Origin of the sequence: Methylobacterium sp. NMS14P (genome assembly GCF_028583545.1) — a bacterium.
Classification (GTDB): Bacteria; Pseudomonadota; Alphaproteobacteria; order Rhizobiales; family Beijerinckiaceae; genus Methylobacterium.
Window position 1 is genome coordinate 209,860 of record NZ_CP087106.1, and the last position, 21,710, is coordinate 231,569.

At 71.4% G+C, this 21,710-nt stretch carries 18 protein-coding genes; 4 read left to right on the top strand and 14 right to left on the bottom strand.

The window, feature by feature from the left end; all coding sequences use genetic code 11:
- Positions 1–36: 36 nt before the first annotated feature.
- From LOK46_RS01025 to LOK46_RS01070, 10 genes are all read right to left on the bottom strand, one after another.
- Complete coding sequence (locus LOK46_RS01025) at positions 37–765, bottom strand: response regulator (RefSeq protein ID WP_273562073.1); 729 nt, start codon at positions 763–765, stop codon at positions 37–39.
- On the bottom strand, positions 762–3,479 hold the full coding sequence (locus tag LOK46_RS01030; protein ID WP_273562074.1) for a sensor histidine kinase: 2,718 nt from the start codon (positions 3,477–3,479) through the stop codon (positions 762–764). The genes LOK46_RS01025 and LOK46_RS01030 overlap by 4 nt, the downstream gene beginning before the upstream one ends.
- Before the next feature lie 225 nt (positions 3,480–3,704).
- Entirely contained in the window at positions 3,705–4,310 is a 606-nt protein-coding gene (locus LOK46_RS01035; RefSeq protein WP_273562075.1) for a K(+)-transporting ATPase subunit C, read from the bottom strand.
- A gap of 22 nt (positions 4,311–4,332) precedes the next feature.
- Positions 4,333–6,423, bottom strand: a complete 2,091-nt coding sequence (gene kdpB, locus LOK46_RS01040) for a potassium-transporting ATPase subunit KdpB (RefSeq protein WP_273562076.1) — start codon at positions 6,421–6,423, stop codon at positions 4,333–4,335.
- Positions 6,424–6,558: 135 nt separating this feature from the next.
- The gene (locus LOK46_RS01045) at positions 6,559–6,753 is read right to left on the bottom strand and encodes a hypothetical protein (protein WP_273562077.1); all 195 of its coding nucleotides are present in this window, start codon (positions 6,751–6,753) and stop codon (positions 6,559–6,561) included.
- Position 6,754: 1 nt separating this feature from the next.
- A complete protein-coding gene (gene kdpA, locus LOK46_RS01050) occupies positions 6,755–8,470 on the bottom strand; it encodes a potassium-transporting ATPase subunit KdpA (protein ID WP_273562078.1) in 1,716 nt (571 codons plus the stop codon).
- 21 nt (positions 8,471–8,491) lie between these two features.
- Positions 8,492–8,581, bottom strand: a complete 90-nt coding sequence (locus tag LOK46_RS01055; protein WP_020091582.1) for a K(+)-transporting ATPase subunit F — start codon at positions 8,579–8,581, stop codon at positions 8,492–8,494.
- A gap of 222 nt (positions 8,582–8,803) precedes the next feature.
- Positions 8,804–9,067 carry a hypothetical protein gene (locus LOK46_RS01060; RefSeq protein WP_273562079.1) on the bottom strand — a complete coding sequence of 88 codons (264 nt, stop codon included), beginning with the start codon at positions 9,065–9,067 and terminating at the stop codon, positions 8,804–8,806.
- On the bottom strand, positions 9,064–9,204 hold the full coding sequence (locus tag LOK46_RS01065; protein ID WP_273562080.1) for a hypothetical protein: 141 nt from the start codon (positions 9,202–9,204) through the stop codon (positions 9,064–9,066). The genes LOK46_RS01060 and LOK46_RS01065 overlap by 4 nt, the downstream gene beginning before the upstream one ends.
- 335 nt (positions 9,205–9,539) lie before the next feature.
- The gene (locus LOK46_RS01070; protein WP_273562081.1) at positions 9,540–9,749 is read right to left on the bottom strand and encodes a hypothetical protein; all 210 of its coding nucleotides are present in this window, start codon (positions 9,747–9,749) and stop codon (positions 9,540–9,542) included.
- Positions 9,750–10,040: 291 nt separating this feature from the next.
- Here LOK46_RS01070 and LOK46_RS01075 point away from each other — a divergent pair, with 291 nt between their 5' ends.
- From LOK46_RS01075 to LOK46_RS01090, 4 genes are all read left to right on the top strand, one after another.
- Complete coding sequence (locus tag LOK46_RS01075; RefSeq protein WP_273562082.1) at positions 10,041–12,968, top strand: response regulator; 2,928 nt, start codon at positions 10,041–10,043, stop codon at positions 12,966–12,968.
- A 49-nt stretch (positions 12,969–13,017) separates the two neighbouring features.
- Positions 13,018–13,377: a response regulator gene (locus tag LOK46_RS01080; RefSeq protein ID WP_273562083.1), complete on the top strand. Its 360-nt coding sequence runs from the start codon at positions 13,018–13,020 to the stop codon at positions 13,375–13,377.
- Positions 13,378–13,409: 32 nt separating this feature from the next.
- A complete protein-coding gene (locus tag LOK46_RS01085; protein ID WP_273562084.1) occupies positions 13,410–14,465 on the top strand; it encodes an adenylate/guanylate cyclase domain-containing protein in 1,056 nt (351 codons plus the stop codon).
- Positions 14,466–14,562: 97 nt separating this feature from the next.
- Positions 14,563–15,045: a DUF1203 domain-containing protein gene (locus LOK46_RS01090; protein ID WP_273562085.1), complete on the top strand. Its 483-nt coding sequence runs from the start codon at positions 14,563–14,565 to the stop codon at positions 15,043–15,045.
- Positions 15,046–15,090: 45 nt separating this feature from the next.
- Here LOK46_RS01090 and LOK46_RS01095 read toward each other — a convergent pair whose 3' ends face one another.
- From LOK46_RS01095 to LOK46_RS01110, 4 genes are all read right to left on the bottom strand, one after another.
- Positions 15,091–17,952 carry a putative bifunctional diguanylate cyclase/phosphodiesterase gene (locus tag LOK46_RS01095; RefSeq protein WP_273562086.1) on the bottom strand — a complete coding sequence of 954 codons (2,862 nt, stop codon included), beginning with the start codon at positions 17,950–17,952 and terminating at the stop codon, positions 15,091–15,093.
- Positions 17,949–18,758 (bottom strand): PstS family phosphate ABC transporter substrate-binding protein, encoded by an 810-nt coding sequence (locus LOK46_RS01100; protein WP_273562087.1) that lies wholly within the window; start codon positions 18,756–18,758, stop codon positions 17,949–17,951. Before LOK46_RS01100 ends, LOK46_RS01095 begins: the two co-directional genes overlap by 4 nt.
- 75 nt (positions 18,759–18,833) lie before the next feature.
- Positions 18,834–19,871, bottom strand: a complete 1,038-nt coding sequence (locus LOK46_RS01105) for a 2Fe-2S iron-sulfur cluster-binding protein (RefSeq protein ID WP_273562088.1) — start codon at positions 19,869–19,871, stop codon at positions 18,834–18,836.
- A gap of 14 nt (positions 19,872–19,885) precedes the next feature.
- Positions 19,886–21,658, bottom strand: a complete 1,773-nt coding sequence (locus LOK46_RS01110; protein ID WP_273562089.1) for an ethylbenzene dehydrogenase-related protein — start codon at positions 21,656–21,658, stop codon at positions 19,886–19,888.
- Between the last annotated feature and the right edge of the window lie 52 nt (positions 21,659–21,710).

A 21,710-nucleotide genomic window follows, 5' to 3' on the forward strand; every position in this document is an offset into this window, starting at 1 on the left:
TCGCGGGCGCTGGAACACATCGGCTCGTCCTCGGGATCAGTGGGTGGTCGCGCCGCCGGCGCCGCGGGGAGGCGGGGCCGGCTCGTCGTCGGGCGCGCGCAGGCGGTAGCCGACACCGGTCTCGGTCAGCAAGATCCGCGGGCGCTCGGGATCCGCCTCCAGCTTCTGGCGGAGCTGGCGCACGTAGACGCGCAGGTATTGCGGATCGGAGGAGGACGGTACCGAGCGCATCAGCTGCGCGTGGGTGAGCACCTTGCCGACATGCAGGACCAGGACGCGCAGGAAGTCGTACTCGCGCGGCGTCAGCTTCACCTCGGCGTCGTCGATCTTGACGATCCGACGGACCAGATCGACGGACAGGTTGTCGACGCGGAAGATCGGCCGCTCGCCCCGCGCGGCGAGCTGGTGGCGCATGGCGGCGCGCAGGCGCGCCAGCAGCTCCGCCATGCCGAAGGGTTTGGTCACGTAGTCGTTGGCGCCGAGATCGAGCGCCTCGACCTTGCCGCCCTCGTCGTCGCGGCTCGACAGGACGACGACCGGGAGGTCGGGATGGCTCGATCGAACCGACCGCAGCAGGTCGTGGCCGCGCATGTCGGGCAGGCCGAGGTCGAGGATCACGAGATCGACCCCCTCGCGGCCGAGCAGCGCCAGGGCGGTCCGGGCATCGGATGCCTCCAGGATCGCGTAGCCCTGGGTGGCCAGGCCCATGCGCAGGAGCTTGCGGATCGGCGGCTCGTCGTCGACGACCAGGACCGTGGGGCTCATGCGGCGATGTCCCTGGGCGCGTTCCGGGCCGGAACCGGCAGGCTGACGGTGAAGCAGGCCCCGCCGCGGTCGCGGCGGTTCTCGGCCGTGACGGTGCCGCCCATCGCCTCGACGAAGCCCCGGGAGATGGCGAGGCCCAGCCCGGTGCCGGCCCGGACCCGGTCGCCCTTCCGGACGCGGTAGAACTTGTCGAAGACCCGCTCGACATCCGCCTCGGGCAGGCCGTCGCCCTCGTCCAGCACGGCGATCCGGACCCGGCCGTCCGCGCGGCGCGCCCGGACCGTCACGGTCGAGCCCTCGGGCGCGTACTTGGCGGCGTTGTCGAGGAGGTTGACCAGAACCTGCTCGAACAGGACCGGGTCGAGCGCCAGGGCCGGCAGGTCGGCCTCGACCTCCACGGCGACGCGGTGGTCGGCGAGGATCTTCTGGGTGCGGCGCAGCGCGGTGTCGACCGTCTCGGCCACGTCCTGCGCGGACAGGTTCGGCGCCACCGCGCCGGCCTCCAGCCGGGTCATGTCGAGGAGGTTGGCGATGAAGCGGTTGAGCCTCTCCGATTCCTCGATGATCGTGGCCAGCAATTCCGCCTTGGCGTCGGCGGGCAGCGCCGCCTCGAGGTCGCGCAGCGTGCTGGCCGCGCCCAGGACCGAGGCGAGCGGCGTGCGCAGGTCGTGGCTGATCGAGGTGAGCAGCGCCTGACGCAAGCGGTCGGTCTCGGCCGCGCGCTCGGCCCGGTCGAGATCCTCCACGAGCCGGACCCGCTCGATGGCGAGGGCCCCCATGTCGGCCAGGGCGTCGAGGAGGCGGCGGCCCTCCGGCGACAGGATCGGCCCGGTGCCGTCCGCGTCGAGGCCGATCACCCCGATCGTGCCGCGCCCGGTCCGCATCGGCAGGAACAGGCGCTTGGCGCCCGGCAGCGTGTCGGCCCCGCGGCCGGCGGGCCGGTCGTTGGCGAAGGCCCACTGCGCGGCCGCGAGGTCGGCCTCGTCGAGCATGTCCTCGGGCGGGTAGCCGGCCCGGACCGTGACGGCCTGGCCATCGGGCAGCAGCAGGACGACGCGCACCTTCAGCATCGCGGCGACCTGGGCGCAGGTGGCCCAGAGCACGTCGTCGAGGGTGCCGCAGGCGGCGAGCTTCCGCGAGAAGCCGAACAGCCGCTCGGTCGCCCGCGCGCGGCCCTGGCTGACCACCGCCACGCGGCGCGCCCGGGAGGCGAGGTTCGAGACCAGGACGGCCACCAGGGTGAAGAGCAGGAACGCCGCGACGTTGGTCGGGTCGGCGATGGTGAGGGTGTAGACCGGCGGCAGGAAGAAGAAGTTGTAGGCGAGCGAGGCCGCCACGACCGAGGCGAGCGCCGGCCCGAGCCCCCAGCGCACCGCCACCGCCACGACGGCGGTTAACAGGAACAGGTCGGCGTTCTCGACGCCCGCGTAGGGCTCCGCGACGATGGCCGCGCCGAGCCCCGCGGCGATCGCCGCCAGCGCGATCGCGTAGGGCCGCGCACCGAGCCCCGAGCGCGGGGCGGTCACCGCCACGGCGCGGCGCGGCTGCGTCTCGTCGGGGACGGCCTCGCCGGGGACCACGTGCACGCTGATGGCGCCGCTGCGCCGCACGAGGTCGTACACCACCGAGCCGTTGATCAGCTCGAACAGCCACGAGCGGTTCGCTTTGCCGACGACGATGTGGTTCACATTGGCCGAGCGCGCGTAGTCGAGCACGTCGTCGGCGATCCGGCGCCCGCCCGGCAGGGTGACGGCGTCGCCGCCGAGGCGGTCGGCGAGCCGCAGGGCCTCGGCGATGCGGTCGCGCTCGACCTCGCTCAGGGCCGCCGCCCGCGCGCCCTCAATGGAGAGCGCCGTCCAGGGCGCGTGCAGGCGGTCGGCCAGCCGTTTGGCGTGGCGCACGAGGCCGGCGGAGCGGGGATCCTCGTTCACGCAGACCAGCACACGCTCGCCCGCCGCCCAGGGACCGGCGATCGCGTTGGCCCGCATGTGCCCGAGCAGCTCGTCGTCGACCCGGTCGGCGGTGCGCCGGAGCGCCAGCTCGCGGAGCGCCGTCAGGTTGCCGCGGGAGAAGTAGTGCTTGAGCGCGCGCTCGGCGTGGGTCGGGACGTAGACCTTGCCGTCCTTCAGGCGCTGGATCAGGTCGTCGGGGTTGAGGTCCACCACCTCGATATCGTCGGCGCGGTCGAGGACGCCGTCCGGCACCGTCTCGCGCACCCGGATGCGGGTGATCGACGCGACCACGTCGTTGAGGCTCTCGACGTGCTGGATGTTGAGCGTCGTCAGGACGTCGATGCCGGCGTCGAGCAGTTCCTCGACGTCCTGGTAGCGCTTCGGGTGGCGCGAGCCCGGGGCGTTGGTGTGGGCGAGCTCGTCGACCAGCGCCAGGGCCGGCCGGCGGTCGAGCAGCGCGTCGAGGTCCATCTCCTGGAGGACGGTGCCGTGATAGGGCACCGACCGGCGGGGGATCGTCTCGAAGCCGTCGAGCAGGGCCTCGGTCTCGGCCCGGCCGTGGGTCTCGACCACGCCGACCACGGCGTCGGTCCCCGCCTTCAGCCGGGCCCGCCCGATGGTCAGCATCTCGTAGGTCTTGCCGACGCCGGGGGCAGCCCCGAGGAACACCTTGAGCCGGCCGCGCGTCCGCTCCTCCCGGCGCGCCGCTTCGAGCAGGGCGTCGGGCGAGGGGCGGGTCGGGTCGCGGCCGGTCTCGGGCATGATCGCCATCTTAGCAAAACGCCGCGGACATCGCGGGATCGTCGCGTCATCGCGAGCGGAGCGAAGCAACCCAGGGCGGCGGGACGCCGGTGAGCGTGGCGCGGCTGGATCGCTCCGCTCCGCTCGCGATGACAAAGCGGGATCCGCAGCGCGCCGCGTCCGTCAGGCTGATCGACATCGGTCCGGCCCGACGGTGTTTCATCCCGAGTCGCTGTCGGGCGCGCGTCAGCGGCCTGCGAGCCCGTCGACCGCGAGGTTCAGCGCCAGGACGTTGACGCGCGGCTCACCCAGGATGCCTAGGGTGCGGCCCTCGATGCGGGCGGTCACCAAGTCGCGCAGCTTGTCCTGCGGGATGTTGCGGGCCCTGGCGACGCGGGGAACCTGGAAGTAGGCGGCCTCGGGCGAGATGTCCGGATCGAGGCCGGACCCGCTGGTCGTCACGAGATCGACGGGCACCGTCGCGCCCGGATTCTCGGCCTTCAGCGCCTCGACGTCGGCCTTCACCCGCTCGGCCAAGGCCGCGCTGGTCGGGCCGAGATTCGAGCCCGAGGAATTGGCCGCGTTGTAGGGCGCCGGCACAGTCTTCGCGGCGTCCGCGGGGTCCGGCGCCGTCGTCGCCGAGGGCCGGCCGTGAAAGTAGCCGGCACCCGTGAAGCTCTGTCCGATCAGGCCGGAGCCGATGACCGTGCCGTCGCGCGCGATCAGGCTGCCGGCGGCCTTGGCGGGGAAGATCGCGCCGGCGAGGCCGGTCATCGCGAGGGGGTAGGCGAGGCCGGTGATCGCCGTCAGGGCGGTGAGCAGGACCAGGGCGGGGCGAAGCTGTTTAAGCATGGCGGGTCTCCGAGGGACCGGTTCAGACGAGGTGGAGGGCGCTGACGGCGAGGTCGATGGCCTTGATGCCCACGAAGGGCACGAGGACGCCGCCGAGCCCGTAGATCAGGAGGTTGCGGCGCAGGAGCGCGGCCGCGCCGACGGCCCGGTAAGTGACGCCGCGCAGGGCCAGCGGGATCAGCGCCACGATGATCAGCGCGTTGAAGATGATCGCCGACAGGATCGCGCTCTGCGGCGAGGTGAGGCCCATGATGTTGAGCGCCTGGAGCTGCGGGTAGAGGCCCAGGAACATCGCCGGGATGATGGCGAAGTACTTCGCCACGTCGTTGGCGATCGAGAAGGTCGTCAGCGCGCCGCGGGTCATCAGCAGCTGCTTGCCGATGCCGACGATCTCGATGAGCTTCGTCGGGTCGCTGTCGAGATCGACCATGTTGCCGGCCTCGCGGGCCGCTACCGTGCCGGTGTTCATGGCGACGCCGACATCGGCCTGGGCGAGGGCGGGGGCGTCGTTCGTGCCGTCGCCGCACATCGCGACGAGCTTGCCGTCCGCCTGCTCCTTGCGGATCAGCGCGAGCTTGTCCTCCGGGGTGGCCTGGGCGAGAAAGTCGTCGACGCCGGCCTCAGCGGCGATCGCCGCCGCGGTCATCGGGTTGTCGCCGGTGATCATCACCGTGCGGATGCCCATCTGGCGAAGCTCGGCGAAGCGCTCGCGGATGCCGCCCTTCACGATGTCCTTGAGGTAGACGACGCCGAGCAGTCGGCCGTCCCGGGCCACGGCGAGCGGCGTGCCGCCGGCCTTGGCGATCTCCTCCGCGATGGCGCGGGTCTCCCTGACGGCGCCCGTCTCCGGAGCCGGCTGGAAGGCCAGCGCGGCGCTCGAGCCCCGGCTCGCCACGGGCTGGCCGGACAGGGACGCGATGACGGCGTCGACCGCGCCCTTGCGGATCGAGGCGCTCTCCAGGTCGACGCCCGACATCCGCGACTGCGCGGTGAACGGCACGAAGGTGGCGCTCAGCGCGGCCATGTCGCGGGCACGGATGCCGTATTTCTCCTTGGCCAGGACGACGATGGAACGACCCTCCGGCGTCTCGTCCGCCAGCGAGGCGAGCTGCGCCGCGTCGGCGAGCTCCTGCGCGCTCACGCCTGAGACCGGGCGGAACTCGGTGGCCTGCCGGTTGCCGAGGGTGATCGTGCCGGTCTTGTCGAGGAGCAGGGTGTCGACGTCGCCCGCGGCCTCCACGGCGCGGCCCGACATGGCGAGCACGTTGAAGCGGACCAGCCGGTCCATGCCGGCGATGCCGATCGCCGAGAGCAGCGCGCCGATCGTCGTGGGGATCAGGGTCACGAAGAGGGCGACGAGGACGATCACGGGAATCGCGCCGCCCGCGTAGCTCGCGAAGCTCGGGATCGACGCCACCGCGAAGACGAACACGATAGTGAGGCCGGCGAGCAGGATGTTCAGAGCGATCTCGTTCGGCGTCTTCTGCCGCGAGGCGCCCTCCACCAGCGCGATCATCCGGTCGACGAAGGTCGAGCCGGCCGCGGCCGTGATGCGGACCTTGATGGCGTCCGACAGGACCTGCGTGCCGCCGGTCACCGCCGAGCGGTCGCCGCCGGATTCGCGGATCACCGGGGCGGACTCGCCCGTGATGGCGGCCTCGTTCACCGAGGCCACGCCCTCGATCACCTCGCCGTCGGAGGGGATGAGGTCGCCGGCCTCGACCAGGACGACGTCGCCGACCTTGAGGGTGGTGCCCGGCACCGTCTCGTAGGCGCGGCCCGGTCCCATGAGGCGCTTCGCCGTCATCTCGGTGCGGGTGCGCCGCAGGCTGTCGGCCTGGGCCTTGCCGCGCCCCTCCGCGAGGGCCTCGGCGAAGTTGGCGAAGATCAGGGTGAACCACAGCCAGAGGATGATCTGGCCGGAGAAGGCGAGGTCGCTTCCGCCGGTGACCAGGTCGCGGGCGAACAGGATCGTCGTGAGCGCCGCCACGACCTCGACCACGAACATGACCGGGTTGCGGATCATGGCGCGGGGATCGAGCTTCCTGACGGAGCCGACGAGGGCCAGCCCGATCAGGGCGGCGCTGAACAGGGATGATGTCTGACGCGACATGGGAGATGTCCGGAGGAGAGATGGAAGAGAGGCTGCCGTCTTTGCGAGCGAAGCGATCCAGGGCGGCGCATCGTTCGGAGGCGTCGAGCGGCCCTTGGGTCGCCTCGCCGCGCTCGCGACGACGGTCGCGGAGGCTCAGCCCCCGACGCCGAGGGTCAGCGCGTAGGCGGCCAGCAGGGCGAAGCCGCCGAGCAGGACGACGCCGAGGAGCGCCAGCACGAGGTCCGACGTCCGCGGGGGCGGGGCTCCGGCGCGGCCGGGGCGATGCGGCTGCCGGTGCAGCACGAGGTGGTGGCGCGCGACGCGCCGGGCGGGGAGGGCGCGCGGCATCTCAGCCCCCCGTCGCGAAGGTCTGGCCGGCCGCGCCCGCGAGGTGCTCGACCACAGGGCCCAGCGCCAGCGAGGGGAAGAAGGTCAGGCCGCCGATGATCAGGATCACGCCGACGAGGAGCCCGACGAACAGGCCGCCATGGGTCGGGAACGTGCCCGCGGAGGCCGGGACCGTCTTCTTCGCGGCGAGCGAGCCCGCGATGGCGAGCACCGGGATCTTCACGAAGAACCGGCCGACCAGCATGCCGACGGCGAGCGTGCTGTTGTAGAACAGCGTGTTGGCCGTCAGCCCGCCGAAGGCCGAGCCGTTGTTGGCCGCCGCCGACGTGTAGGCGTAGAGGATCTCGGTGAAGCCGTGCGGGCCGGCATTGGCCGGGCCGGCGAGGCCCGCCGGCAGCACGGTCGCGAGCGCCGTGAAGCCCAGCATCATCAGCGGCAGGCAGAGGATGCCGAGCATGGCCATCTTCACCTCCTTCGCCTCGATCTTCTTGCCGAGGTATTCGGGAGTGCGGCCGACCATCAGGCCAGCCACGAAGATCGCCACGATCACGAAGATCAGCATGCCGTAGAGTCCGGCGCCGACGCCGCCGATGATGACCTCGCCGAGCTGCATGTTGAGCAGGGGGATCAGGCCGCCGAGCGCCGTGAACGAGTCGTGCATGGCGTTGACGGCGCCGCAGGAGGCCGCGGTGGTGATCACCGCGAACAGCGCCGAGGCTGCGATGCCGAAGCGGGTTTCCTTGCCCTCCATGTTGCCGCCGGTCAGCCCGAAGCTGCTCAGGACCGAGCCGCCGTGGGCCTCGGCCCAGTAGGTCACGAGGACGCCCGCGAGGAACAGGATCCCCATGGCGCCGAGGATCGCCCAGCCCTGCCGCTCGTCGCCGACCATGCGGCCGAAGACGTTGGTGAGGGCGGCACCGATTGCGAAGATCGAGACCATCTGGACGAGATTCGACAGGGCGGTCGGATTCTCGAACGGGTGCGCGGCGTTGGCGTTGAAGAAGCCGCCGCCGTTGGTGCCGAGCATCTTGATCGCCACCTGGCTCGCCACCGGTCCGAGCGCGATGGTCTGGTGGGCGCCCTCCAGTGTCGTGGCATCGGCGTAGGCGCCGAGCGTCTGCGGCATGCCCTGCCAGACGAGGAACAGCGTGTAGGGCACGCAGATCGGCAGGAGCACGTAGAGGGTGGCCCGGGTCACATCGACCCAGAACGAGCCGATCGTGCCGGAGGACGCGCGGGCGAACCCGCGGATCAGCGCCACCGCCACCGCGATGCCGGTCGCCGCCGACAGGAAGTTCTGGTGCGTCAGGCCCAGCATCTGGGAGAGGTACGAGAGCGTGGTCTCGCCGCCGTAGGACTGCCAGTTCGTGTTGGTGATGAAACTGGTCGACGTGTTGAACGCGAGGTCCGGCGCCACCGCGGCCTGGTCGGCCGGATTGAGCGGCAGCACCGCCTGCAGCCGCAAAATCGCGTAGAGCACCGCGAAGCCCAGCACGTGGAACAGGATGACCGCGCCCGTATAGGCCAGCCAGTGCTGCTCCTGGCGGTCATCGATGCCGGACACGCGGTAGAGCCCGCGCTCGATCGGTCCGAGCACGGGCGAGAGGAGGGTGCGCTCTCCGGTGAAGACGCGGGTCATGTACGACCCGAGGGGCTTCACGAGCGCCAGAACGATCGCGCAGTAGAGCGCGATCTGGATCCAGCCGTTGAGGGTCATGGGGGCGATCCTGCGGGCCGCTCAGAACCGCTCGGGGCGGACGAGGGCGTAGGTGAGATAGACGAGGAGGCCGGCGGTCACGCAGGCGCCGAGGGCGAGGTCGAGGGTCACGGCGGCCTCTCTCAGAGCCGATCGCAGGCGGTCGCGTAGCCGGCCGCCGCGGTGAAGAAGGCGAGCCCACTCGCGAGGAAGACGATGTCGAGCATGATGGTCAGGTCCGGTTCGGCGGACCGGCCGCGGAGGCTCCGCGACCGGGCTCGGCCGACCGGCAGTGTCGCCGGGAACCGCGTTAGGGTTCGAGCGAGGACCGGGCCGGAACTTATAAGGGTCGCGTTAGGATCGGGTGCGACCGCCGAAGCTGGCGCGCAGACCCGCGCAGGCCGCCGGGACGGTCAGCCACGCCGCGCCCGGGCAGAGGGCGCGCCATCGGGCGCGGTCCAGCCGGATCACGCCCGCCTCGCGGCCGAGGATCCCGCCGTAGCCGAGGCCGCAGACGCGGCAGCGGCCCTCCAGCGGCTCGATGAGGTACGGAGGCGGCGCGCTCCCGGCCGACGACGGAGCGGCGCGGCGACCCGCGGGCGAGGCTCCGGCGCTCACCGGACCTGCAGGGGTTCGAAGACGTTCAGCGCGAGCAGCGCCAGGGACACGGCGGACCACCCGCCGAGCGCGACGACCATCAGCGCGAAGACGCGGTCGGCCCTGCACTCGGCGAGGATGTGGCGGACGATTGGCATGCGGAGGCTCCATCCGGGCTGGTGCCCGATGGCGCGACCACGTCCGCATCGGCCGTGAGGGACCAAGACGCGTGCGGGGCGTCCGGCATAGGAATGTCATCAGGATCGCGGGCCGGCGCGTCCGGCAGCCCCAGGAAGTTCGGATCGAGCTCGTGCAGGAAGCAGGGCGGCGAGCTGTAGGCGCCGAACTCCGGATCGGCGGGTCCCAGCGACGCGGGGACGGGCTCGGGCGCTCGGGTCGGGTCTGACGGCATGACGCAGTCCCTCCGGGAGCGTCCCGCCCGGGGACGGGACGCCGGATGTCGGACCCGGCCGCGACGCGGCCGGGCGCGGTTCTAGACCGTCGCGACTTCGGGTTGCTCGGTCGAATTGAACACGACCTCGCCGGTGCGCTCGCAGACCACGCTGACCGAGGTCGCCCCGTTCTCGCGCTGCTGCACGGGGAGCTGCGCGAGCGCGTAGGCCGTCGCCGCCTCGAGATCGCAGGGCCACAGTTTGGTAAAGCTCTCGCGTTTCCCGCGGCGAAAAGTGATCTTGTAGGCCATCGTTTCCTCCGTTTTCACGGAAGATACACCTTCTCGGCGTGCCGCCACGTCGCGCCGAGACATGGCACCGATGCGTTCCGGACGGGATTGCCAGCGAGAAGCCGATAGATAGGCAACGGGCGGCAAACCCGTGACTGGGGCGGGACAGCAATTCCCGTACAGCTTGATCCGCAAAATAGACCATGCGACGGTGCCGAATAATGAATTGCGCACCCGCGGGCGTCGCGCAGTTCAGGCCCCGCAGGGCAGGGCGTCACGCCATGGCGCATCGGTGTCGGAGTGGTCCGAGGTATGTCCCACGCGCCGGCCGGATCACCCAGCGAGACAGGTCAGGCTCCCGCTGCCGGCCCGGTCCGGAGCGCCGGTCCGCTGGATGAGGCTGGGGTCGCCAAGCAGAAGCTCGTCGAGGCCATCGAGAGCAGCTCCGAGGGCTTCGCGCTGTTCGATCCGGACGATCGCCTCGTCCTGTGCAACGGCCACTTCCAGGATTTTCACCCCGGCCTGTCGGCGATCATCGTGCCGGGCGTGGCCTTCGAGGCCATCGCCCGCGCCGTCGCCGAGACCTGCGTCGTTCGCCCGGACGGCATGACCGTCGAGGCCTGGCTCGCGGAGCGCATCGCCCACTACCGCGCGCCGAGCGGGCCGCTTCTCCAGCAGCGCGTCGACGGCCGCTGGGTCCAGGTCAACGAGCGCAAGACCAACGACGGCGGCGTCGTCGCCGTCTACACCGACGTGACCGAGATCAAGCGTGCCGAGCAGGCGCTCCAGGCGACGCAGGGACGGCTGACCTACCTGCTCACCGCCTCCCCGTCGATGATCTGCAGCTTCGAGGTGGGCGGCCGCAACGCGCCGACCTTCATCAGCGAGAACGTGCGCGATCTCCTCGGCTACGAGCCGGGCGATTACCTGGCCGGTCCGGAATTCTGGCTGGAGCGGCTTCATCCCGACGACCGGGACCGCGTGCTCGCTGAGTTCCCGCACCTGCTCGCCGACGGGCACAACGTCATCGAGTACCGGTTCCTGCACGCGAACGGCACCTATCGCTGGGTCCGGGACGAGCAGCGCCTCCTGCGGGATTCGAGCGGCCAGCCCGTCGAGGTGGTCGAGTCGTGGAGCGACATCACCGAGCGCAAGGAGGCGGAGCTCGCGCTGCAGAAGCAGACCGCCTTCGTCGAGCTGCTTCAGGCCGCCGCCGCGGCCGCCAACGAGGCGCCGACGGTGGAGGATGCCCTGCGCTTCTGCCTCGAGCGCGTCGCGCAGCACGCCGGCTGGCCCCTGGGTCACGCCCATATCCTGGTCCGGGATGGCACCCGGACGCTGCTCCCGACCGGCATCTGGCACTGCGACGCCGGCGCGGATTTCACGCGGTTCCGGGCGGCGACAGCCGCCGTGCGGGTGGGCGCGGGGTCGGGCCTCGCCGGCCGCGTACTCGTCTCGGGCGCGCCGGAATGGAGCGTCGGCGACCCCTCCCTCGCCGCGGACCCGCGGGCGCAGGCGGCGGCGGAGGATGGGATCCGGGCAGGATTCGGCTTCCCGGTGACGGTCGGGCGCGACGTCGTCGCGGTGCTGGAGTTCTTCGCCCGGGAGGCCGCGCCGCCGGACGCCTCGCTGCTCCGGGTGATGAGCAACATCGGCGCGCAGCTCGGCCGCGTGATCGAGCGCAAGCAGGCCGAGGAGAGCCTGCGTCAGGCGAAGGAAGCCGCCGAGGAGGCGAGCCGCGCCAAGAGCAGCTTCCTCGCCAACATGAGCCACGAGTTGCGGACGCCGCTCAACGCGATCATCGGCTTCACCCGGCTCGTGATGCGGCGGGCGAAGGATGTCCTGCCGGTCAAGCAGTTCGAGAATCTCGAGAAGATCCTGGCGAGTTCCGAGCACCTGCTCTCGCTGATCAACAGCATCCTCGACCTCGCCAAGGTCGAGGCCGGGCGCATGGAGGTGAAGTCCTCCGACTTCACCCTGGAGCCGGTCCTCGACCTGTGCCTGCGCACCGTCGAGCCCCTCGTCAAGAACGAGGGCGTGCGGCTCGTCCGCGACGTTCGGGACCCGCCCCCGATGCTCCGCACCGACGAGGAGAAGCTGCGCCAGATCCTGATCAACCTGCTCAGCAACGCCATCAAGTTCACCGAGGTCGGATCGGTCACGCTCCGCGTCCGCTCCGTCGGCGAGGGCGTCGAATTCGCCGTGATGGACACCGGTATCGGGATCCCGGCGGGCGCCCTGAGCGCGATCTTCGAGGAGTTCCATCAGGTCGACAACAGCGCGACCCGGTCCCACAGCGGCACCGGGCTCGGGCTGGCGATCAGCCACCGCCTCGCCCGCCTGCTCGGCGGCCGGATCGACGTCGAGAGCCGCGAGGGCGAGGGCTCGACCTTCACCCTCACCATCCCGCCGCGGATCGCCGGCGGCGCCGAGGTGTCGCCGCCCCCGAAGCCGGTGCCCGCCGCCGTCACCGCGCCGCGCTCGGGCGCCAAGGTCGTGCTGGCGATCGACGACGATCCCAACGTCGTCTACCTGCTCAAGGAGAATCTCGCCGATGCCGGTTACACGGTCGTCGGCGCGGCGAGCGGCCAGGAGGGGCTGATCAAGGCGCGGGAGCTGCAGCCGCGGGCGATCACCCTCGACATCATGATGCCCGGCACCGACGGCTGGCAGGTGCTGCACGCGCTGAAGACCGATCCGCTGACCCGGGACATCCCGGTCGTGCTGATCTCCATCGTCGACCAGAAGGAGCTCGGCTTCCGGCTCGGCGCGACCGACTACATCGTGAAGCCTTTCGAGCGGGAGGCCCTGATCGGGGCCCTCGCGCGGATCGCCCCCGACAACGAGCGCGTCCTCGTGATCGACGACGATCCCAACGTGCCCGACCTCGTGCGCCAGCTGCTGGACTCGGAGCGCTGCACCGTCGACTGGGTGGCCGACGGGGCGGCGGGCCTGGAACGCATCGCGCAGGCTCGCCCGAGCGTGATCCTCCTCGACCTGCTCATGCCGCGGATGGACGGCCTCGCCTTCCTGGACGCGATGCAGGCGGATCCCTCCGCCCGGTCGATCCCCGTCGTGGTCCTGACCGCCGCGTCGCTGGATTCGGCCGAGCGCGGCATGCTGCGCGAGCGGGTGCTCGGACTGATCGACAAGAGCGGACTCGACCGCGCCGCCCTGGTCCGCGAGGTTCGCCGCGTGCTGCCGGTTCTGGAGCCGGAGACGGCCGACGGTGGCCGATGAGGTCCGAGACGACACGTTCGCGGCGGCCCGCACCGTCCGGGATCGCTCCATGAAGAGGATACTCATCGTCGAGGACGTCGCGCTCAACCGCGATCTGCTGACCCAGCTGCTGGAGGACGAGTACGAGATCCTGATCGCCGTCGACGGGGCCGCCGGCGTGGACATGGCGATCGCCCAACGGCCCGACCTCATCCTCATGGACCTGTCGCTGCCGCTCGTCGACGGCTGGGAGGCGACGCGCCGCATCAAGGCCAACGCGACCACCGCCGCCATCCCGGTGATGGCGATCACCGCCAACGCGATGACCGGCGACGAGGATCGGGCCCGGGCCGCCGGTTGCGACGACTTCATGACCAAGCCCGTCGACGAGGACCTGCTCTTCGCCAAGCTGCAGCACTGGCTCGGTTGAGCGCCGCCGCCTCACCCCAGGAAGGGAGCCCCGTGGAGCCAGCCCGCATCCTCATCGTCGACGATGAGCCCTTCAACCTCGACCTGCTGGAGCAGGAGCTGGAGCTCCTCGGCCACGCCAGCGTGCGGGCGGCGAATGGGCGGGCGGCCCTCGACCGGCTGGGCGAGGAGCCGTTCGACCTCGTCCTCCTCGACGTGATGATGCCGGCCCTGGACGGCTACGCCGTGCTGGAGCGGATGAAGGCCCACGAGGCGTGGCGCCACACGCCCGTCGTGATGATCTCCGCCCTGATGGAGATCGGCAGCATCGTCCGGTGCATCGAGCTCGGCGCCTTCGACTACCTGCCGAAGCCCTTCGAGCCGGTGATCCTGGAGGCGCGCATCCGGTCCTGCCTGGAGCGGAAGCGGGCCCACGACCGCGAGGTCGCGCACCTGCGGACCATCGAGCGCGAGCGCAAGCGCGCCGACGAACTGCTCCACGCCATCCTGCCGGTCTCGGCGGTGGCTGAGCTGATGGAGACCGGACAGGTCAAGCCGCGACTGTTCGGCGACGTCGCGGTTCTGTTCATCGACCTCGTCGGCTTCACGACGTGGTGCCACGACCAGAGCCCGGACGTCGTCGTCGCGGAGATCCAGCGCCTGGCGGAAGCCTTCGAGGTGGTCGCGCAGGCGCGGGGCCTGGAGAACATCAAGACGATCGGCGACGCCTTCATGGCCACGGCCAACCTGCTCCGCCCCCACGACGACCCGGTCTCCGCCGCCATCCGCTGCGCCGCCGATATGGTGGCGATCGCGGCCGATGGCGAGCCGGGCTGGCGGATCCGGGGCGGCATTCACATCGGGCCGGTGGTCGGCGGCATCGTCGGGCGGACGAAGTTCACCTTCGACCTGTGGGGCGACACCGTGAACGTCGCCGCGAGGCTCGCCGGCCTCGGTGACGGATGCGCGCTGCACCTGTCGCGCGAGGCCTTCGCGCGCCTGTCGGACCCGCGCGACGTCCGGCCGATCGGCGCGGTGACGCTCAAGGGCAAGGGCGCGGTCGACGTGTACTGCCACGCCCTCGCGGCCGGCGACGCGACCACGGCGTGAGACGACCGCGGCGGGCGCGGAGCGTTCCGGATAGCGCAGCAAGATGCGGGATGCGGCGCGCCGGGGCGGGGCTTAGTGCCCGTCCCGGAGGTGCCCCATGACCCGTTATCGATGCGTTCCGATCCCGACGGAGACCGCCGATCGCTTCCGTGCCACCGGCCTGGACGACCGGGGCAACCCGGTCCGGCGGGTCGCCGCGACGGCGGAGGGCGGCTATCCGTGCCGCCACTGCCTGCAGCTCGGCCGGCCCGGCGAGACCATGCTGCTCGGATCCTACGACCTGCCTGAACCGCGCGGGATCTACTGGACCCCGAGCCCGATCTTCCTGCACGCGCGAGACTGCCCGCGCGCCGAGACGGTCGACGTGCTCGCACCGATCGTCCGCGCGAACGCGCTCGTCTCGGTCCGCGCGTACGACGCGGACCATCTCTGTCTCTACGATCTCGGACAGGTCTGTTCCGGGAGCGAGGCCGAGGGTCCGCTCCGCCGCGCCCTCGGCGATCCCCGCAGCCGCTTCGTCAACATCCACACGGCCCGGCCGGGGTGCCTGCTCACGCGCGTGGAGCGCGTGACCGGCTGAGCATGATCCTCCGCGCCGGCCCGGGGGAGCCATCGCGGCGCCCCGTCAGGCCGCGACGTGCAGACACTCCTGCGCGTTGATGAAGGCCGCCACGCCGGCGGCCGGGATCGGCCTGCTCAGCAGGTAGCCCTGGACCTCCGAGAAGCCGCTCGCCCGCAGCCGGGCCAGCTGCTCCGCTGTCTCAACACCCTCGGCCGTCGTGGTGATCTTGAGGCTCCGGCCGAGTTCGGCGACGACGTGGACGATGGCCGCGGCCTCGTCCTTCTCCAGGAGATTCCGGACGAAGGACTGGTCCAGCTTGATCTTGTCGAAGCGGAACGTGTTCAGCGAGCTGAGGGACGAGTAGCCGGTCCCGAAATCGTCCATGGAGAACCGCACGCCGAGGCGGCGCAGGCGGCTCAGCATCTCGAAACTCGCCTGATCCTGGCTCAGGATCACCGACTCGGTGATCTCCAGCTCGAGCCGATGGCTCGGCAGCCGGGTCTTGAGCAGGACCTCCTCGACGAACCGGTCGAGATTGCCTTCGCGGAACTGGATCGGCGAGATGTTGACGGCGACCCGCAGGGAGCCGGGCCACGTCATGGCATCGGCGCAGGCCCGGTCGAGCACGTAGGCGCCGAGGGCGTCGATCAGCCCGGTCGCCTCGGCGACTGGGATGAACTCGCCGGGCGAGATCATCCCGCGCTCCGGGTGATGCCACCGGGCCAGTGCCTCGAAGCTCGTCACCGCGTTCGTCGCCAGATCGAACAGCGGTTGATAGTGCAGCTCGATCTGCGCGGTGCCGATCGCCAGCCGCAGCTCGCGTTCCAGCCACCGCCGCTGGTTCTGGCGCTCCTCCATCTCCTGCTCGAAGACGCGGACGCGCCGACCGCCGTCGGCCTTCGCGGCGTAGAGGGCGACGTCGGCGCGACGCAGCAGATCGTCGCCGTCGACGTCCTCCGCGCCGGAGACGGCGATGCCGAGGCTACCGTCGACGGACACGAACTGACCGGCGAGGAAGAACGGCCGCCTGAGCTGGACCAGGATCTGCTCGGCCAGGGCGAGGACCCCGTCCGGCAGATCCGCCTCGAGGAGGACCATCGCGAACTCGTCGCCGCCGAGGCGCGCCACCGTGCCGCCGGGCGGGCACAGCCCGGTGAGGCGACGGCCAACCTGCCGGAGGAGCTCGTCGCCGGCCGGATGCCCGAGCGTGTCGTTGATGCCCTTGAAGTCGTCGAGGTCGAGGCAGATCACCGTCACCGCCCGGCCGCCGCCCGCATGGTCCGCGAAGGCGGCCGCCAGGCGATCGGCCAGCAGCGCGCGGTTCGACAGGCCGGTCAGCGCGTCGTGGGTCGCGAGATGCGCGATCCGCGCCTGCGCGGTGACGCTCGCGGTGACGTCCTCGTGCGTCTCCACCCAGCCGCCATCGGCCATCGGCTCGACGGTGATCTCGACGCAGCGGCCGTCGGCGAGCGTCCGGGTCAGGGTCCGGCGGCTCGGCCCGCTCTCCGCGTCCGACCAGTCCGCGAGACCGGCGAGCCGGCGCACCTCGGTCTGCGCCGGTTCGGTATCGAGAGCACCCGGAGCGATCCCGTAGATCCGGCAGAATTGGGCATTGTAGACCTTGAGCCGGCCGTTGACGCCGAACATGCACAGGCCCTGGGACATGTTGTTCAGGGCCGCGTCGAACCGCTCGTTCTGCTCCTGCAGTTGCCGCTCGCGCTCCGTCAGGATCGTGTTCTGCCGGAACACGTCGTCGCGCAGCTGGTCGCGCTCCGAGAGAGAGTGCTCGAGCACCACGACGGCGCGCGCGATATCGCCGACCTCGTCGGCGCGGTCGATATCGGGCACGCTGACGTGCCAGTTGCCGCGCGCGACCTCGGACACCGTCTGGGTGATGCGCACCAGCGGTCGGGTGATCCGGCTCGACAGGAAGAGCAGGACCACGGCGACCAGGCACAGGGTGAGACCCGCGCCGACACTGAGCGTCCGCAGGAGCGAGCGCGAACTCTCCTCGCCAATACCCACGACCTTGCCGGTGAGCTGCTGCAGCTCCCGCAGCGGCGCCGCGACGCAGAGGCGGATATCGGGCGGCTGCGGGATGCAGCGCGCCACCTTCTCGGCCCCGAGGACGGCGTGTAGCTCGGCACCCGACGCGGGACCGAGCCGGGCGTTCGAGACTGCCGAGCCCGCCGAGGAGAGGAGGCTCTGTCCGGAGAGGATGAGGACGTCGCGTCCGCTGAGCGACGCGAAGGCCGTCAGGGTCGGCTCGTGCGGGCGGAGGACCCGGTACCCGACGAGGCCGCCGATTACCTCGCCGAAATCGTCGAAGAGCGGCTCGCCGAAGATGTCGGCGACCGTGCCGCTCTCGTTGGCGGCAAGCGCCCGCGCGAGCGCGTCGTCCCAGCGCAGCGACATCACGAATCCGTCCGCGTGCTCCCGGTCGTTGCGGGCGAGCACGGCACGCAGGGACGCCGCGACGGGTGACGTCCCGAACGCCGCGTTGGCAGCGAGGAGGTCCGCGTCGACGCGGTCCGCGGTCAGGGCGCGGAGATTGAGATCGAACGCGATGGCGCCGTCGAGATCGGCGAGCGCCAGAGCCGGCCGGAGCAGCTCCGAGGCCGCCACCGTGTTGCCGGAGAAGACCGCCTTGGCGACGTCCCACCGCTTCGCCATGGTGGCGAAGCGCCGCTCGACGTCCTCGCGCTGCATCTGGAGCCGGGCGGCGGCGAGCTTGGCGTCACTGAGCAGGCGGTCGGAGAGCTGGGCCTCGGACCAGGTCGAGACCTCCTGCGCCTGCTCGCGGAGCGTCTGGCCGGAGCGCAGGACCACCAGGAAGACCAGTGCCGCCAGCGCGACCGCGGCCGTGGAGAGCGTGGCGCCGACGAGGCGCGCGCGCAGGGAACGCGAGAAGACGGTGCCGGTCACGGCCTGAGCGGGGCACCGCCCCGCTCCGCCATGACCTGCCCGGCGCGCTCGGACGTCGCGAAGGCGAGGAACGCCGACGCCGCGGCGTCGCGCGTGGCGGTCTTGTAGATCAGCGCGAGGGTCACGGCGCTCGGATAGGCCGGATCGCGCGGCGCCCGTCCGTCGATCGTCAGGACCGCCAGATCGCCCGCGAGCGCCGGCGAGTACGGACCGAAGCCGATCGCGCCGGGCGTCTCCCGCACCGTGGCGATCGCGTCCTGGGTCGTGGTCGCGGTTTTCGAGCGACTGGTCAGCACGAGGTCGCGCCAGCCCGGCATGGTCGCCCGCAGCACCGACAGCGTGCTGTCCGTCTCCTCGCGGCGGACGACGCGGATCTTGAGGTCGGGTCCTCCGAGGGCGCTCCAATTGTCGGTCGTGCCCGCGAAGATGGCCGCCACCTGCGCGCTCGTCAGGTTCGTGACGCCCACGCCCTGGTGGACGAAGATCGCCGAGGGGATGCGGGCGAGCGGCACCTCCACGAGACCCTGGCCCTTCTCGGCCTCGGTGAGCGGGCGGGCCACGCGTCCGAGCCGCTGGCGCTCGCCGCCCACGGCCGCGACGGCGCCGCCGGAGCCGATACTGGGCGGGACCGACACGCGGGCTACCGCGCCCTCGGCGTTGTAGGCGGCCGCCACCGCCTGGAGCATCTCGATCCCGTCACCCGTGCCGACGATCGACAGGTCGTCCGCGCGGACGCCGGCCGACTGGGCGAGGAGGATGATTCCGCCCGCAGCGACGCGCCCAAGATTCGCGAATAACGGTGCCATGACCGGAGAATGCGCCTCAAGTGCTTAACCCGAGGTCACCGGATACCGTACATAGAAGGTTTGGTTGACGATCTGCTAGGCGACAGGCTCCGTTTTAGCGGTCCGATGTCCCGCCACGCGCTGCAGGAAGCGCTGGAAGAAATTCGTGTCGGACGGCGGGTTCCCGTCCGCGCCGCGCGCGGCCGCGTAGAAGGGATCGGCGTGGCAGGTCGCACCGGTGGCCGCGGCCAGGAACTGGACCGCCGCGACCATCTCCGGGGCGCCGGCCGCGAGGACGGTGTCGTCCCGCGTCAGCATCGGCATGTGGAGGGTCGGCCGCCCGACCCGGGCATCCGGAGGCGGGTTGCCGCCGCTGCAGGTCAGGATCGTCGTCGCCCCCCGCGCGCGCAGCCAGTCGAGCGCCGGACGCATGTAGAGGTTCTGCGGGTGCCGTGCGCCGGCCACGACGAGCAGGTCGCGCTCCGGCTCGCGCATCCGGCTCGCGCGGGCGACCGCCCAGGCGGGCGCCCAGCCGACGCCGGACGAGACGACGACGAGGCGACCGCGTCCGAGCCGGTGGAAGGCGGTCCCGAACGGGCCTTCGACCTTCACCGCCGTTCCCGGTCCGATCTTGCCGCCGAGCAGCGGCGAGACCGCGCCGTCGGGCTGGCGGCGGATCTGGAAGATCAGCTCGTTCAGTTCACCCGATCCGTCCGCGCGCAGGGTCGGGCTGTAGTCCCGCGCCGGCAGCCCGGCGAAGGAGACCCGGACATACTGGCCCGGGAGGTAGGTCAGCCGTTTGCGCAGCGCGACTGTCACCTCGACGATCTCGGCGGTGAGATCGACGACGCTGTCCACGATGCCGGCCCGCCGGACGGTCTCCGGAACCTCGTCGAACTCGATGACCGCGTCGGTGGTCAGCCGCGCCCGGCAGGCCTGCACGGTCTCGCCGATGCGCGTCCCCGCGTCGTCCACCGCGCCCGCATGGATCCGGACGCGGCAGGTGTCGCACTGACCGGAGGCGCAGTCGTGCGGGATCGCCCGCCCGGCCGCCAGGCCCGCGTCGAGCAGGGTCTGTCCGGCGCTGGCGCTGACGCGCTGTCCGTTGATGACGAGGGTGACGCGTTCGGCCATGGCGCGCTCCCGCCTCAGCGCAGCAGGACTTCGACCGGCCGCATGTGCCGCGTGTGGCGCGTCTGCGTGTGGTCGAAGGCCGAGACGTACAGGTAGAAGGTGTTCCCGGGCAGGAAATCGAAGTCGTACTTGCTGCCGGTCGCGATCTTGCGCGAGGCGACCAGCGTCCAGTGGTCGTCGGCCCAGTCGGCCGCCGCCGAGATCCCGGCGCGATCCCCCGTATAACCGTCGGTCATGAGCACGCCCGGCATCACGGTCCCGACCGGGATCTCCGCGTCCGCGGCCGCCGAATAGGGCACCGTCTCGGTCTTCTCGACCATCCACCACGCCGAGCCCGGCGAGGTGCTGGCATCGAAGGCCAGATCCACGGTGCCGAGCCTGGCCACGGTCGCCTGCCAGTCCTTCGGAAGCCGCAGCGGCTCGACCGCGCCCGCGTAGCCGCCGGGACCCTCGAACTTGAAATTGTAGCGGTACGCGCTGGTGCCGGGATCGCCCCAGTAGCCGGCCTGGTAGCGGCCCTTCACGGCCCGCTCGGCGGCGGTCGGCTCGGTGGGCGGGCCGATATGCATGTCCTCGACGACGCCGAGCATGCCGCCCCGGGCCGCTTTCCACTGCCACATGTCGATGTAGCTGCCGTCCGTGGTGTAGTGGTAGCCGCGGCCGTTGAGCGGGGTGGGGGCATCGGGCAGAGGCCGGGCGCCCAGATGGGTCGACCCGCCGCTGCCGAAGGCGTCGGATCGCGAGAAGATCACCGCCAGCTTGTCCTCGTAGTAGGCGGTGACGTCCGCGCGCGCGGCGTCCGCGTCGAGGAGGTGCCAGCCGTCCGCCTTCTTGATCATCGGGACGCGCTTCAGCGAGCGCGACGGGTCCCACCAGCGGAAGGCGAAGTACACGTTGGCGTCGTCGCGGACGGCGCGGATCTCGACGGTGGTCTCACCGGTCCCGCCGAAATTGGCGCCCTGCATCGTCCGCACCGAGACCGGCCGCGCATTCCGCCAGACCGGGTCGTCGAGGAGCTTGGACAGGTCGGGTCCGGCCGACACCTTGTCGACCACCAGCGTGGAGCGGCCCTTCACGTCCGCGAAGGCCAGGCCGCCGACGACGGGGAGGCCGATCACGGCCGCCGCCAGGAGCGGCCGGCGCCGCCGCGCCGCGCCGTCCGCCAGGGCCGCGGGGCGGAACAGCCGCAGCAACTGCCACAGCCCGCCGTACATGAAGTGCGCGACGGTATGGACCGCGATGTAGGCCAGGGCCACCAGCGCACAGGTGGCGTGCAGCCAGACCACCCAGCCGCCGTAGCCGAGATAGAGCGCGACTCCGGTCCCCGTCAGGACGAGCGTGACCGCGTAGATCAGCCAGTGCAGCGCCACGTTGATGCCGCCCCACCGGGCCTTCCGGGCCGCCTTCGACCGGCCGCTGACGCGAACGGCGCGAAGCCGCGACAGGCCGTTGCGGTCCGTGAGACGCCCGCGCACGAGGTAGACGGGATAGGCCGTGATGCCGAAGAACAGGGTCAGGCCGGCCACGAAGTGGACGGTCCAGACCTCTCCCTGCGGGAGCATCGGCGCCAGGAACTTCGCGGTGCGCGCCACGGGCGCGTCGGCCGAGATGCGCAGGCCGGTGAGCAGGCTCGCCACCATGGCGATGGCGACGATCCAGTGGATGACGATTGTCCCCACGTCGGAGCGGGGATGCCGGTCGACTTGCACTGCGGGCGTGCTGCGCCGACCGGAGGCCGCGTCGGATCCGCCCGGCGGGTGCGGCGAGAGGGTCAGCGGTTCCGACATTCGATCCTCCGCACCGTCGCCGCAAATTGGACGCGCTACGTTAGAACTTTGT